Origin of the sequence: Olleya namhaensis (assembly GCF_900114005.1) — a bacterium.
Classification (GTDB): domain Bacteria; phylum Bacteroidota; class Bacteroidia; order Flavobacteriales; family Flavobacteriaceae; genus Olleya; species Olleya namhaensis.
In genome coordinates this window covers 19,918-33,272 of the sequence record NZ_FORM01000013.1, presented here as the reverse complement: position 1 = coordinate 33,272, position 13,355 = coordinate 19,918, and the positions used below count along the sequence as shown (strand labels likewise).

Annotated in this window: 15 protein-coding genes; 10 read left to right on the top strand and 5 right to left on the bottom strand. The window is 32.1% G+C overall.

Annotation, left to right across the window (positions count from 1 at the left end; all coding sequences use genetic code 11):
- Nucleotides 1–89 precede the first annotated feature (89 nt).
- Together BMZ09_RS15390 and BMZ09_RS15385 are read left to right on the top strand one after the other, a co-directional pair.
- Complete coding sequence (locus BMZ09_RS15390) at nt 90–923, top strand: hypothetical protein (RefSeq protein ID WP_090842282.1); 834 nt, start codon at nt 90–92, stop codon at nt 921–923.
- A gap of 63 nt (nt 924–986) precedes the next feature.
- The gene (locus tag BMZ09_RS15385; protein WP_090842280.1) at nt 987–1,646 is read left to right on the top strand and encodes a TrmH family RNA methyltransferase; all 660 of its coding nucleotides are present in this window, start codon (nt 987–989) and stop codon (nt 1,644–1,646) included.
- Between the two features lie 119 nt (nt 1,647–1,765).
- On the opposite strand, the gene BMZ09_RS15380 is transcribed toward BMZ09_RS15385, so the two are convergent.
- The 3 genes from BMZ09_RS15380 to BMZ09_RS15370 form a co-directional block, all read right to left on the bottom strand.
- Nucleotides 1,766–2,611: a carboxypeptidase-like regulatory domain-containing protein gene (locus BMZ09_RS15380; protein WP_090842278.1), complete on the bottom strand. Its 846-nt coding sequence runs from the start codon at nt 2,609–2,611 to the stop codon at nt 1,766–1,768.
- 115 nt (nt 2,612–2,726) lie between these two features.
- Nucleotides 2,727–4,589, bottom strand: coding sequence for a DEAD/DEAH box helicase (locus BMZ09_RS15375; RefSeq protein WP_090842276.1), 1,863 nt, complete (start codon nt 4,587–4,589; stop codon nt 2,727–2,729).
- Nucleotides 4,590–4,908: 319 nt separating this feature from the next.
- A complete protein-coding gene (locus tag BMZ09_RS15370; RefSeq protein ID WP_090842274.1) occupies nt 4,909–5,484 on the bottom strand; it encodes a non-canonical purine NTP diphosphatase in 576 nt (191 codons plus the stop codon).
- A 75-nt stretch (nt 5,485–5,559) separates the two neighbouring features.
- Here BMZ09_RS15370 and BMZ09_RS15365 point away from each other — a divergent pair, with 75 nt between their 5' ends.
- The gene (locus BMZ09_RS15365) at nt 5,560–5,748 is read left to right on the top strand and encodes a hypothetical protein (RefSeq protein ID WP_090842272.1); all 189 of its coding nucleotides are present in this window, start codon (nt 5,560–5,562) and stop codon (nt 5,746–5,748) included.
- A gap of 13 nt (nt 5,749–5,761) precedes the next feature.
- Here BMZ09_RS15365 and rlmH read toward each other — a convergent pair whose 3' ends face one another.
- Complete coding sequence (gene rlmH, locus BMZ09_RS15360; RefSeq protein WP_090842270.1) at nt 5,762–6,235, bottom strand: 23S rRNA (pseudouridine(1915)-N(3))-methyltransferase RlmH; 474 nt, start codon at nt 6,233–6,235, stop codon at nt 5,762–5,764.
- Nucleotides 6,236–6,348: 113 nt separating this feature from the next.
- On the opposite strand from rlmH, the gene nadC reads away from it, so the two are divergent.
- The 4 genes from nadC to priA all read left to right on the top strand — a co-directional run bounded on the left by nadC (nt 6,349) and on the right by priA (nt 11,195).
- A complete protein-coding gene (gene nadC / locus BMZ09_RS15355; RefSeq protein WP_090842268.1) occupies nt 6,349–7,209 on the top strand; it encodes a carboxylating nicotinate-nucleotide diphosphorylase in 861 nt (286 codons plus the stop codon).
- Nucleotides 7,210–7,363: 154 nt separating this feature from the next.
- On the top strand, nt 7,364–8,293 hold the full coding sequence (locus BMZ09_RS15350; RefSeq protein ID WP_090842266.1) for a YihY/virulence factor BrkB family protein: 930 nt from the start codon (nt 7,364–7,366) through the stop codon (nt 8,291–8,293).
- Between the two features lie 2 nt (nt 8,294–8,295).
- The gene (locus BMZ09_RS15345) at nt 8,296–8,715 is read left to right on the top strand and encodes a DUF2147 domain-containing protein (protein WP_090842264.1); all 420 of its coding nucleotides are present in this window, start codon (nt 8,296–8,298) and stop codon (nt 8,713–8,715) included.
- 23 nt (nt 8,716–8,738) lie between these two features.
- Nucleotides 8,739–11,195, top strand: a complete 2,457-nt coding sequence (gene priA / locus BMZ09_RS15340) for a replication restart helicase PriA (protein ID WP_090842262.1) — start codon at nt 8,739–8,741, stop codon at nt 11,193–11,195.
- A gap of 108 nt (nt 11,196–11,303) precedes the next feature.
- Here the strand turns inward: priA and BMZ09_RS15335 are convergent, their stop codons facing one another.
- On the bottom strand, nt 11,304–11,999 hold the full coding sequence (locus tag BMZ09_RS15335) for a LytR/AlgR family response regulator transcription factor (protein WP_090842260.1): 696 nt from the start codon (nt 11,997–11,999) through the stop codon (nt 11,304–11,306).
- A gap of 212 nt (nt 12,000–12,211) precedes the next feature.
- On the opposite strand from BMZ09_RS15335, the gene rpsF reads away from it, so the two are divergent.
- Genes rpsF through rplI form a run of 3 tightly spaced genes read left to right on the top strand, consistent with a single transcriptional unit; the run spans nt 12,212 to nt 13,306 of the window.
- On the top strand, nt 12,212–12,550 hold the full coding sequence (gene rpsF / locus BMZ09_RS15330) for a 30S ribosomal protein S6 (protein ID WP_090842257.1): 339 nt from the start codon (nt 12,212–12,214) through the stop codon (nt 12,548–12,550).
- A 2-nt stretch (nt 12,551–12,552) separates the two neighbouring features.
- The gene (gene rpsR / locus BMZ09_RS15325; RefSeq protein WP_090842255.1) at nt 12,553–12,849 is read left to right on the top strand and encodes a 30S ribosomal protein S18; all 297 of its coding nucleotides are present in this window, start codon (nt 12,553–12,555) and stop codon (nt 12,847–12,849) included.
- 13 nt (nt 12,850–12,862) lie between these two features.
- Complete coding sequence (gene rplI, locus BMZ09_RS15320) at nt 12,863–13,306, top strand: 50S ribosomal protein L9 (RefSeq protein WP_090842253.1); 444 nt, start codon at nt 12,863–12,865, stop codon at nt 13,304–13,306.
- The last annotated feature ends 49 nt before the right edge of the window (nt 13,307–13,355 follow it).

Here is a 13,355-nt window from a genome sequence, read left to right as displayed (position 1 = left end):
TTTGATATTAGATTATAAACTTAAGATTAATTCCCTTTAATATCTTAATGCTTAGTAAAAAATAAGTCATTCATTTAAAAAATTAATCCATGAAATCCTTTCACTACCTTTTTATTATTCTTTCTATTACGTTATTTACTAATTGTTCGGACGATGATGCTTCAGAACAAATAATGTCTTTAGAATCCGAAATTTTTAATATTGCAACTGTAGGTTCTTCTGGAGTTTTTGGTACTATTGAATATTTTAAAAACTCTAATAGTACAATTACTATCGAAATTAATTTGGTTGGTATAGCGGTTAGTCAATCTTATCCAGCTACAATATATTTTGATACTGCTGTAGAATTTGAGCAATCTACTACAATGGTTGCATTAAACCTGGAACCTGTTGATGGTAATACAGGAAAAAGTAGAACCACTTTTTCTACTTTAGAAAACGGGACAGCAATTACTTATGAAGAATTATTAAATTTTGATGGTAATGTTGTCATTAATCAAAGCGGTACTAGCACATCAGTTTTAGCGCAGTCAGATATTGGTCAAAATATTGTAACTACTAATAATATAAATTATGCTTTAAATGGGGTTGATGTTACTGATATTTCAGGAGTTATAAGTTTTTCAGAACGTGTTAACGGAGAGGCGCTAGCTGTAATTACATTAACTGGTAGTCCAGCAGGCGGTATGCATCCAGCACATATACATGTTGGTAGTGTTGCAACAGCACCTGGTTCTATTATGTTTAGCTTTACACCTGTTGATGGTACAATGGGTATTAGTAAATCTAATATCGCTAAATTGGACGATGGTACACCGTTTGGGTATACTGATGTTTTAAATGTTAATGGTTACGTTAACGTACACTTAAGTAGTACTAATTTAGGCACTTTAATTGCACAGGGTAATATTGGTGTTAACTAATTATAAATAGAAATTTTTACAAAAGCCTGATGGTAATCCCATCAGGTTTTTTAATTTTAAAATATGGTAGATTTACAATTATTAGAACATTTAGAGACCTTTTTAACAGACCACCGATTGGAGCGTTTTAACAAAGTCCTTAGTCAGCGTACTAAACACTTTACTGTAGCTACAGAGGATGTCTATCAATTACATAATACCAGCGCTGTGATGCGTAGTTGTGATGTTTTTGGACTACAAGAGTTAAATATTGTAGAAGAAACTAATAGTAAAAGTATTGATAGAGAAATTGCAATGGGCGCACAAAAATGGGTCGATTTAAACAGGTACCATTCGGTTAAAGAGTGTATCACAGATTTAAAAGCTAAAGGGTATCAAATTGTGGCAACCACACCTCATACGGACGATTGTGATTTATATGATTTTGATGTGACTAAAAAGTCTTGCTTTTTCTTTGGAAGAGAAACCGATGGTTTATCAGAAGAAGTTTTAAGACAAGCCGATAGTTTTTTAAAAATACCAATGGTTGGTTTTACTGAAAGCTTAAATATCTCTGTAAGTGCAGCAATAGTATTACAACATGCAACTTCTAAATTGAAAAAAACAGACATCGATTGGCAACTTACTGAAACTGAATTGTTGGAGAAAAGACTAGATTGGTGCAAGAAAACGATTAAAAGTTACGATGAGATTACTACCCGTTTTTATAATGCAAAAAAATAGAGTAGAGGAAGACTTATAACGCAATGCTATATTAAAAAGCTAATAGTTAATTTAAGAAATAAAAAAATCTCAAATTATAATAATTTGAGATTTTTAAATTTTATAGTATGTGTAAAAAGTTATATTCTTTTTTTACGACCTCTGTTTAATACTTTGTATTCTTCATAACATTCGCTAATAGCATCTAATATTTGAAGATCATTGGCAGTGCTTACAAATTCTAAAGAGTAGTTACATTGGCTAACAATCTCGTCTAAGTCAACTTTATTAACGCCTAATAATGCTATTAGTACTTCTCTATCAAATCGATTAGCTAATGTGTTTCGGATGTTATCATCTTCCTTCATTTGCTTCAATTTACGTAACTCTTTTCCTTTTTTGCTAAAGGTGTTATATAAAAAGTCTAACGGGTTAAATATCGATCCTAAAACCTTGGTAACAGCACTAGGTTGTTTTTTACCAGCTTCATAACCATTAGATAGTCCTGAAATACTATATCTATAATTGTTGTTTATTTTAACTTGTTTGATGTCTACTTCTAAATAACCAGTTAATTGTAACCCCGTAACTACAACTTCTTCTAAAGCTAAAGCTAGTTCTGTTAATGTAATTGTAGATTTATCAATTCTGTCAACCCAGTCATTAGTTACTTTTACTTTAATAGATTTAAAACCTAAATAAGATAAGTGTAATGTGTCATTAGCTTTTGCACGTAACTCAAATTCTCCTTTGGCATTAGTTGCAGTACCTATAACTTGATTTAAGTTAACAATGTTTACATTTTCTAGGGGTTGCTTTGAGGTAGCATCAATGATAATACCTTTAACGGTAGAATCTGATTTTACAGCAGTAGAGTCGCTAACTTTTTTAGCGGTTGTGTTTTCTTTTGCTTTAACAGAATTGTCTTGAGCAAACCCAAAAGTTATGCTTAAGCTAAAAAGTAATATAAAAAGGGAATACTTCATGTAGAATAGTTAGAATATAAAAATAACAAAGAAAACGCTAAAAATGACGTCTTCTTTGTTATTTGACTAAATATTAACAAAAAGGTTTAAGTTTTTGCTATTCTAAAACTATGTTTTAATCTTTACGTCTAGATCTAGTTGGTCTAGAGTGAGATGTTTTAAATTCAGATTTATCTCTGTCAGAACGACTTGATCTATCAGAACCACCTTCGTTACTTCTGCGTCTGTCACTTCTGCTAGAACTGTCATCGCTTCTTCTTGAGCGTCTTTCTCCTCTTGGTTTATCATCACGACGTCTTCCGCCACCATTTCCACCTTCACGACGTCTTCCACCGCCACCACGGTTTCTATCACGACCACCACCACGACTTCCGCCTCTGTCTTCTGTAACTTCTACATTAACAAAACGTCCATTATCTTTGTAATCTGTAAAGAATGCTAAGACTTTTTCTTGGTGTTCTTTTTCTGTATTAAAGAAAGAGAATGTTTCTTTTACATCTACTTTAAAGACATCATCACGACCTAAATCTAAAACTTCTTTTAAGAAATCTTTTAATTTCATCCAGTCATAACCATCTTTTTCTCCAACATTAATAAAGAAACGTGCTGCGCTTCCAGAAGATTGTGGTCTTCCTTCACGACCTGAGTCTCCACCTGCAACATTTAAGTTTTTAGATTTTTGATAGTAGTTAAAGAAACGTGTAAACTCTACAGAGAAGAATTTTTTGATAAGTTCTTCTTTTGAAGTGTCTTCAAATAAAGCGTTGATATCTCCTAAATACTTATCAATCTCATGATTGATTTCTGTGTTATGTATCTTATTTGCTAAAGACATTAATTGTACTTCGCAAATAGCCATTCCGTTAGGAATTTCTTTTAATTCAAATTTCTTGTTGATAATACGTTCGATACTTTTTAATCGACGTACTTCACTTTTAGAAACAATTACCATAGATACACCTGTTTTACCAGCACGACCTGTTCTACCAGAACGGTGTGTATATGTTTCTATCTCGTCACTTAATTGGTAGTTAATTACGTGAGTAATATCATCTACATCAATTCCACGTGCAGCAACATCTGTTGCAACAAGCATTTGGATTTGACGTGATCTAAATTGTTTCATTACAATATCACGTTGATTTTGAGATAAATCACCATGTAAAGCTCCTGCACTGTATCCGTCTTCAATTAAGTTTTCGGCTACTTTTTGTGTATCACGTTTTGTTCTACAAAATATAACTGAAAAGATATCAGGGTTTGCATCTGCTAAACGTTTTAAAGCTTGGTAACGGTCACGAGCGTTAACCATGTAATATTCGTGAGAAACGTTACTTGTACTTTCATTTTTATGACCCACAGTAATTTCTTGTGGATTAACCATAAACTTCTTAGCAATAGTTGAAACTTCTCTTGGCATTGTAGCAGAGAATAACCATGTGTTTTTGTCTTCAGGAGTACCAGATAAAATTTCTGTAATATCTTCCTTGAATCCCATGTTTAACATCTCATCAGCCTCATCTAATACCGAATATTGGATTTTAGTAATGTCAACTAAGCGACGATTAATCATATCTTTCATACGACCAGGCGTAGCTACAATAATTTGTGCGCCACGTTTTACTTCTCTTGCTTGATCAGTAATACTTGACCCACCATATATAGCAACAACATTTAAACCTTTACAGTATTTACCGTAGGCTTTCATTTCGTTTGCTATCTGTAAACAAAGTTCACGTGTTGGAGATAATATTAAACCTTGAGTAGTACGACTATTTACGTCTATTTTCTGTAACATTGGAAAACCAAATGCTGCAGTTTTACCAGTTCCAGTTTGCGCTAACGCAACTAAATCTGTGTCTTCGTTTAATAAAATTGGGATTGCTTTTGCTTGTACTTCAGATGGTGTTTCAAAACCTAAATCTTCTATACCTTTTAATAGATCTTCGTTTAGACCTAATTCTTGGAATGTGCTCATTCTTTTATTTTATGTATTTCAATGTCAATCTGTTTGGTGTTACAAATAGAAGCGCATTGAATATACTTAACCTAAACTTCTAATAACACATCCTCTCTCTGAGGAATATATAAACCCTCATGGGTTTTTCAAGGTGCAAAGGTACGTTTTAATTCTGGATATTCAATCTTTAATAGATTATCCTTGTTAAGTACAGTAAATAAAAGGGGTGTGGTGTTTTTTGTTAAATCTGATTAAGTAAAATGACGTTTTAAATTGGTCTAAAAAAGGTTGTTTTGCGCTAAAAGAGGTTTGTTTTTTAAATTACTGATTTAAAAGTTTAAAGTCTATTTAAAAAAGCAACTAATTGTTGTACAGCTTTACCGCGGTGCCCAATGCTATTTTTCAATTTTAAATCCATTTGCGCAAATGTGCTGTCATAACCATTGGGTTTAAAAATAGGATCGTAACCAAACCCTTTGTCTCCTTGTTTGGAACTAGTGATTTCGCCTTTACAAATACCAGTAAATGTGTCCAAGTTATTGTTTAAATGTAATGCAACAACCGTTTTAAATTGCGCGTTTCTATTATCTTTTTCTATTAGGTTTTCTAATAATAAGGACATGTTATCATTGTCATTACGCTGTGGACCTGCGTATCTGGCACTAAAAACGCCAGGTGCCCCGTTTAAAGCTTCAACTTCTAAACCGGTATCGTCCGCAAAGCAATCAAAGCCATAATGCAGTTTTATGTACTCTGCTTTTTGTACTGCATTGCCTTTAATATTTGGTTGGGTTTCTGGTACATCTTCAAAGCATCCAATATCTTTTAAGCTTAACAACTTAATATGTGACGGTATTAAGTTCTGGACTTCTTTGACTTTATTTTGGTTGTTTGTAGCGAAAACGAGTTGCATAATGGGCTTTTTGTTGCAAATTAATAATAACTACTAATTTTTGTAACAAAATTTAAGTTTTTGTGTCTAATAAGTATGAAAAAATTAATCTTAATAAACGCAATTGTTTGGGCCTCTATTGTTATGGTAGGCGCATACCTTTTTAAGGGAGATGAAAACTGGAAATACTTTTTCGGTTTAATACTAGTCGCTTTTTCTATAGTTAATTGTTTAATGGCCAATCTTATTAAAAAAGATAAGAAGTCGTGTTCTGCTTTTAGATAGTTTAGTTTTTCTATCACTTATGATGATAAGGTTCATTCCTTAAAATTGTACAACCACGATACAACTGCTCAATAACAAATAAACGCACCATTTGATGGGAAAATGTCATTTTAGACAATGATATTTTTCCTTGTGCTTTTGCATATACTTCAGGGCTAAAACCATAAGGTCCTCCAATAACAAAAACAATTTGCTTAGCTCCAGAGTTCATGTGTTTTTGTAAATAGTTAGAAAAACCAACGCTATCAAATTGTTTACCGTTTTCGTCAAGTAAAATTAAGACATCAGTCGGCTTTAGCTTTCCTAAAATAAGATCACCTTCTTTTTGTTTTTGCTGGTCTTCGCTTAAATTTTTTACTTTTTTTAAATCTGGAATAATTTCCAAATCAAAACCTATATAAAAACCTAAACGTTTTGTGTAGTCGTCAATTAGCTGTTGTAATTGCTTATTATCGGTTTTGCCAATGGCTAGAAGTTTTATAGTCATGTGCAAATTTACAATTTATGAGATAAGATGCGTTAATTTTTTAGTTTGAAAAATGATAAATCAAAATAGTAAATCAAAAATGTATTGTTATTTTTACATCAAATAAGAAACACATGATAAGTCAAGCGCAATTTGATAAAGAAATAGAATTAATTATAACTAACGCTATTAGAGAAGATGTTGGAGATGGTGATCATAGTTCATTATCTTGTATTCCTGCATCAGCGCAAGGTAAAGCTAAGTTGTTGGTTAAAGACGAAGGGATTATAGCAGGGGTAGAATTTGCTAAGCAAGTATTTAGCTATGTAGATGCAGACATGAAGATCGAAACCCTTATTGAAGATGGGAGCAGAGTTAAATATGGTGATATTGTGTTTTATGTTACTGGTGCATCACAATCTATTTTAAAAGCAGAACGATTAGTGTTGAATGCTATGCAACGTATGAGTGCTATTGCAACAAAAACAAGACAGTTTGTAGACTTATTAGAAGGTACAGGAACAAAAGTTTTAGACACACGTAAAACAACACCAGGTATTAGAGCTATTGAAAAATGGGCAGTTAAAATTGGTGGCGGAGAAAACCATAGGTTTGCTTTATACGATATGATTATGCTTAAGGATAACCATATAGATTTTGCTGGTGGAATTACTAAAGCTATTCAAAAAACAAAACAATATTTAAAAGACACTAATCGTGATTTAAAAATTATTGTAGAAGCTAGAGATTTAAACGAAATCAAAGAGATTTTAAAAACCGAAGGCGTTTACAGAATACTAATAGATAATTTTAATTACGAAGACACTAAAACAGCTGTAAAACTAATTGGTGATCAATGTTTGACGGAAAGTTCTGGTGGAATTAACGAAAAAACAATCAGAGACTATGCTTTATGTGGTGTTGATTTTATTTCGTCAGGTGCATTAACGCATTCTGTTTATAATATGGATTTAAGCTTAAAAGCGGTAGATTAATTTAATAGTTTAACTATTTAAAAGGTTAATAATTAACCAATAGACGTCTTTAATAACGTCTTAAAACTATCATTTTTAACACCGTAATAGCTAAGCATTTACACGAAAAGTGTTTTTGATAAAAAGTAAAAGCAAATCAAACAATTAAAATTAAATGTCTCAAGCCATAGAGGAGAAGCTTAACAAAATACCGGTGGTTAACATTTTGGTTAAACTATTGGGTAAAATAAAACTACCTGGCTTGGTGGGATTATCTATGTACGATTTAATTGAATTGTACATTATTGGCATTGTAAAGGGGGCATTAACAGCACGAGCAAGTGCAATAGCTTATAGCTTTTTTATGGCATTATTTCCGTTTTTGCTATTCGTGATTATTGTCATTCCATATATCCCAATAGACGATTTTCAAACAGATTTTTTGGTCTTTTTAGAATCTATTTTGCCACCAACAACATCAGATTTTTTTTCCGATAATATATTTAATAATATAGGAGGTAATCAAAACGGAAGCTTATTATCCTCTGTGTTTTTGTTATCTATTTTTTTAATGGCAAACGGTATTAATGCCTTGTTTTCTGGGTTTGAAAACTCATATCATGACCAATTAACACGTAATGTGTTTAAGCAATATTTATATGCGTTAGGTATCGCTTTAATTTTATCCTTTTTACTAATTGTGACCGTTGCAGTTTTAGGATATTTTAATATATATGTCATCGATAATTTAACAGATCGTGGTTATATTGCCAAGCGTCAAGTTAGTATTTGGAGTACATTAGCACAATATGGCTTTTTTGTAGTTATGGTGTATATGGCAACCGCAGTGTTGTATTATTTTGGAACAGCAGAAGGAAAGTCGTCTAGGTTTTTCTCCATTGGTGCGCTGTTTACCACAATACTAATTTTAGTGACTTCCTTTTTATTTGGGATTTACATCGAAAATTTTGCACAGTACAATGAGCTGTATGGCTCGATTGGTGCATTATTAATTTTATTATTTTATTTATGGCTTAACGCAAATATCCTATTATTGGGATTTGAGTTAAACATGTCTTTAAAACAACTTAAAAAAAGTTTTTAATTATGAAAAAGTGTAGTATCGTTTTATTAGTTCTATTATTTAGTTTATCAGCTCAAGCACAAGATGTTTTTGGTCAATGGAAAACTATTGATGACGAAACAGGTGAAGCAAAATCAATTGTAGAAGTCTATGAAAAAGACGGAAAAGTATATGGTAAAATTATTGAAATTTTTAATAAAGACAGACGTGATTTACCATGTGTAAAATGTGAAGGCGACGATTATAATCAACCAATTTTAGGTTTGGATATAATTAAGGATATGACTAAAGATGGTAAGTACTATAAAAACGGGACAGTTGTAGACCCTCAAAGTGGTAAAGTTTACGACTTAAGATTAGCAGTTACAGAAGACGATACACTTCAAGTTAGAGGTTATATTGGTTTTTTCTACTCTACTCAATATTGGGAACGTATAAAATAATTACCAATTAAAAAGGCCAATATATTTTGCATTATATAGATGTTATATTACCCATTCCTCTAGAAAACCGTTTTACATATAGTATAACGGAGGCAGAGAGTGGGTTTTTAAGTATCGGAATGCGTGTGTCTATCCCTTTTGGGAAATCAAAAATATACACAGGAATTGTCGCATCAATCCATCAAGTAAAGCCTTTAATTTATGAGGCAAAGCAAATCCATCAAATTCTTGACGAAACACCAATAGTTACAGAAATGCAATTGCAATTATGGCAATGGATTGCTAAATACTATATGTGTACAGAAGGCGAGGTTATGCGTGCGGCATTACCAAATGCTTTTTTGCTTGAAAGCGAAACCATTATAAGTAAGAATAATGCTATTGAATTAAATGAAACAGATTTAAAAGACGACGAGTATCTTATTTACGAAGCATTACAACGCCAATCATCACTTAAGATTCAGGATATTGCCAACATTTTGGATAAAAAAAATGTACTTCCTGTAGTAAAACGGTTAGTAGAAAAAGAGGCTATTATTTTAAATGAAGAAATTTACGATAAGTATAAGCCAAAATATGTTAGATATGTTAAGCTAACAGAAGACTATACTACTCCAGAATCTTTAAATCAATTATTAGAAGCATTAAGTAGTAGAGCAAAAAAACAGCGGGATGTTGTTATGACCTTATTTTCTATTTCTGCAAAGACTAAAAAGCCAGTTAAAGTTTCGGATTTAGTGGCAGAAAGTAAAACAACTTCTGCAACAGTAAAAGCGTTAGTTGATAAAGGTATTTTAGAAGATTATCATATCCAAACAGATCGTGTGGTTTATGATGGAGAAGAGAATGAAGCTTCAAAAGCTTTAAACGAATTTCAAACGGAAGCTTTACAGCAAATTAAGACTAGTTTTAAAACTCAAAACGTCGTGCTTTTACATGGTATAACGTCTTCTGGTAAAACGGAAGTATATGTAAAGCTAATCGAGGAAGTTATCGCAAAAGGACAACAGGTCTTGTATTTATTGCCTGAGATTGCATTGACAACACAGTTGGTTACTAGACTGCAAAACTATTTTGGAGAACAAGTAGCGGTGTTTCATAGCAAATATTCTGCTCATGAGCGTGTTGAGGTTTATAATCAAGTATTAAATAATTCAGCGAAAGCGAAAATAGTTTTAGGCGCTAGATCATCTATATTTTTACCCTTTAAAGATTTGGGGTTAATTATAGTGGATGAGGAGCATGAATCTTCTTTTAAGCAATTTGATCCTGCACCACGTTACCACGCGCGTGATGTGTCTGTCGTTTTAGCATCGCTTTTTAAAGCAAAAACACTTTTAGGAAGTGCTACTCCAAGTATTGAGAGCTATTTTAATGCGCAGGAAAATAAATATGGTTTAGTCGAAATTAATAGACGTTATAATAATGTTCAGTTACCAGATATCGAGCTAGTAGATATTAAAGACAAGCAGAAGCGTAAAAAAATGAAAGGGCATTTTTCCGATAGATTAATCGAAGAAATGACTGAAGCGATTGCCGATGGACATCAAATTATACTGTTTCAGAATAGAAGAGGGTATTCGCCAATTGTAGAATGTAATACTTGTGGACATTCGCCGCAATGTCCTAATTGTGACGTTAGTTTAACGTATCATCAATTTCGTAAACAGTTGCGTTGTCATTATTGTGGTTATAACAGTGCGATGTTAATTAAATGTATGGCATGTGGGACGCCAGGACTAGACTCTAAAGGTTTTGGAACGGAACAGATTGAAAGCGAGGTTAGACTGCTATTTCCAACCCTTAAAGTAGGGCGTATGGATTTAGACACGACAAGAGGTAAGTTTGGTTACGAAAAAATTATAACTGCTTTTGAGCAGCAAGAGATTGATGTGTTAGTCGGTACACAAATGTTAACTAAAGGATTAGATTTTAGAAACGTTAAGTTAGTTGGTATAATGAATGCCGATAACATGTTAAACTTTCCGGATTTTAGAGCGCATGAAAGAAGTTTTCAGTTAATGTTACAGGTGTCTGGTAGGGCAGGACGTACCAATAAGCAAGGTAAAGTACTAATTCAGACTTATAATCCATATCATAAAATATTGCAGCAAGTCTCAATAAATGATTATGCCGGGATGTTTAAGGAGCAGTTGGAAGAGCGTTATAATTATAAATACCCACCATATTATAGATTAATAAAAATCACACTAAAACATCGCGATTATAATAAAGTAGATATGGCAGCAGATTGGTTAGCAAAGTCGCTAACACAATTGTTTAAACATAATGTTTTAGGACCTGAGTTTCCGCCGATATCTAGAATTCGTAATCAATACCATAAAAACATTCTAATTAAAGTACCGCAAGGTCAGCCATTAGGTAAAACAAAAGAAGCTATTAAAAAAGTAAATACTAGTTTTGCTGCTATTGGAGGTTTTAAAGGAGTACGAGTTATTATTAATGTCGATAATTATTAGAGACGTGCTACTAGTTGTAGTACTTTATAAATTTTACATCAAAGTTATGGGACATAAAAAATCCCACTTAAAAAAAGCAGGATTTAATTATATAAAGAATGTAGTTGTTTAGATGCTATTTAAAGCTTCTACTAACTGTGTTTTTTTGTTTCTACTTAAAGGTATTTCGTAAGCACCAACTTCAACATTTTTACTGTTAAATCGGTCTACTTTGTCAAGATTGACAATATATGATTTGTGGATTCTTAAAAACTTACCTTCTGGTAATTCGCTTTCAAAAGCTTTCATTGTAGATAATACAACAAGACTGGTGTCTTCAGTTACTAATTTTACATAGTCACCAAGTGCTTCAATCCATTTAATATCTCTAATGTAAACTTTACGTTTTTTAAGATTACTTTTTACAAATATATGTTCTCCTTCTTCTTGATTAAAATCAAGTTTTAACTTATGGTGCTCTACAGCTTTATCAACTGCTTGGCTAAAACGTTCTCTAGTTATAGGTTTTTGTAAATAATCTGTAGCATCATAATTAAATGCTTTAAATGCGTATTCTGTTTTACCAGTTACAAAAACAATTTGAGGTTTATTATTTAGTACGTCTAGTAATTCAAAACCATTTAATACAGGCATTTCAATATCTAAGAAGATAAGGTCTACCTTATGTGTATTTAATCCGTTTTTAGTCTCTAAAGCACTGCTGTACTCAGCAATCAAGTTTAGATGATTGTTGTTTTCAATTAGCTTTACAATAGACAGTCTTTGTATTGCTGAATCGTCCACTACTACACAATTTAATACCATAGTCTTTATTCTTTATAGGTTAAGTTATCGACAATAGTACAAAAAATCGGGATTAAAACCAAAAAACTCCGCTAAAATGTAAATTTTAACATTTTAAAAAGATTTTATTGAACGCTTTATTTTGTATTAAAAATGATTGAAAAGTACTTGTGGGATTAAATAAAAAGAATTATTTTTGCACTCATTTTTAACACAAATTAAATTAGATTTTTATGAATCATTATGAAACTGTTTTCATCTTAAATCCCGTTTTATCTGAAACACAGATAAAGGAAACAGTACAGAAATACGAAGAATTTCTTGTATCTAGAGGAGCAAAGATGGTATCAAAAGAAGATTGGGGACTTAAGAAGTTAGCTTACCCAATTCAAAACAAAAAAAGTGGATTTTACCACTTATTTGAGTACCAAGTAGAAGGAGAAGTAATCAATCCTTTAGAAGTAGAGTTTAGACGTGATGAGCGTTTTATGCGTTACTTAACTGTAGCTATGGACAAACATGCAGTGTCATGGGCGGAACGTAGAAGAGTTAAATTAAAACAAAAAGCTTAATTATGGCAAGTATAGATCAACAAGCAAAAGGAAAAAAAGAAGGAGAGATCAGATATCTTACACCTTTAAATATTGAAACTAACAAACAAAAGAAATATTGTCGTTTCAAAAAGTCTGGTATCAAGTATGTAGATTACAAAGATGCAGATTGGTTATTAGGTTTTGTTAACGCTCAAGGTAAAATTTTACCAAGACGTTTAACAGGAACTTCATTAAAGTATCAAAGAAAAGTGTCTGTTGCTGTTAAAAGAGCACGTCACTTAGCTTTAATGCCATATGTAGCAGATTTATTAAAATAAAAATATCATAACAATGGAACTTATATTAAAACAAGACGTTGAAAACTTAGGATTTAAAGACGATGTTGTAACGGTAAAGAACGGTTATGGTAGAAACTTTTTAATCCCTACAGGACACGCGATTTTAGCAACTAAATCTGCTATCAAATCGTTAGAAGAAACTTTAAAGCAACGTGCTTACAAAGAGGCTAAAGAGGTTGAACAAGCTAACGTAATTGCTGAAGCAATTAAAGCTTTAGAGATCAAAATAGCTGCTAAAGTTGGACAAGGAGACAAATTATTTGGTTCTGTAAACAACATTGATGTTGCTGAAGCATTAGCTAAAGAAGGTCAAAACATTGAGAAGAAATTTATCTCTGTGACTACAGTTAAGCGTTTAGGTAAATATAACGCAGCAGTGCGTTTACATAGATCAGTAAATGTTGATTTAGAATTTGAAGTTGTTGCTCAAGCATAACTAAAAATTGTTGTTAACAATACGTTAATAAATAGTATTTAAATATTAA

What these genes read in the sequence shown, in the direction of transcription:
- BMZ09_RS15370 (WP_090842274.1), bottom strand. Translation starts at nt 5,484, where the DNA reads ATGCAACTCGTTTTCGCTACAAACAACCAAAATAAAGTCAAAGAAGTC.
- BMZ09_RS15365 (WP_090842272.1), top strand. Translation starts at nt 5,560, where the DNA reads ATGAAAAAATTAATCTTAATAAACGCAATTGTTTGGGCCTCTATTGTT.
- BMZ09_RS15390 (WP_090842282.1), top strand. Translation starts at nt 90, where the DNA reads ATGAAATCCTTTCACTACCTTTTTATTATTCTTTCTATTACGTTATTT.
- rplI (WP_090842253.1), top strand. Translation starts at nt 12,863, where the DNA reads ATGGAACTTATATTAAAACAAGACGTTGAAAACTTAGGATTTAAAGAC.
- rpsR (WP_090842255.1), top strand. Translation starts at nt 12,553, where the DNA reads ATGGCAAGTATAGATCAACAAGCAAAAGGAAAAAAAGAAGGAGAGATC.
- BMZ09_RS15385 (WP_090842280.1), top strand. Translation starts at nt 987, where the DNA reads ATGGTAGATTTACAATTATTAGAACATTTAGAGACCTTTTTAACAGAC.
- BMZ09_RS15375 (WP_090842276.1), bottom strand. Translation starts at nt 4,589, where the DNA reads ATGAGCACATTCCAAGAATTAGGTCTAAACGAAGATCTATTAAAAGGT.
- BMZ09_RS15350 (WP_090842266.1), top strand. Translation starts at nt 7,364, where the DNA reads ATGTCTCAAGCCATAGAGGAGAAGCTTAACAAAATACCGGTGGTTAAC.
- nadC (WP_090842268.1), top strand. Translation starts at nt 6,349, where the DNA reads ATGATAAGTCAAGCGCAATTTGATAAAGAAATAGAATTAATTATAACT.
- BMZ09_RS15380 (WP_090842278.1), bottom strand. Translation starts at nt 2,611, where the DNA reads ATGAAGTATTCCCTTTTTATATTACTTTTTAGCTTAAGCATAACTTTT.
- BMZ09_RS15345 (WP_090842264.1), top strand. Translation starts at nt 8,296, where the DNA reads ATGAAAAAGTGTAGTATCGTTTTATTAGTTCTATTATTTAGTTTATCA.
- BMZ09_RS15335 (WP_090842260.1), bottom strand. Translation starts at nt 11,999, where the DNA reads ATGGTATTAAATTGTGTAGTAGTGGACGATTCAGCAATACAAAGACTG.
- rlmH (WP_090842270.1), bottom strand. Translation starts at nt 6,235, where the DNA reads ATGACTATAAAACTTCTAGCCATTGGCAAAACCGATAATAAGCAATTA.
- rpsF (WP_090842257.1), top strand. Translation starts at nt 12,212, where the DNA reads ATGAATCATTATGAAACTGTTTTCATCTTAAATCCCGTTTTATCTGAA.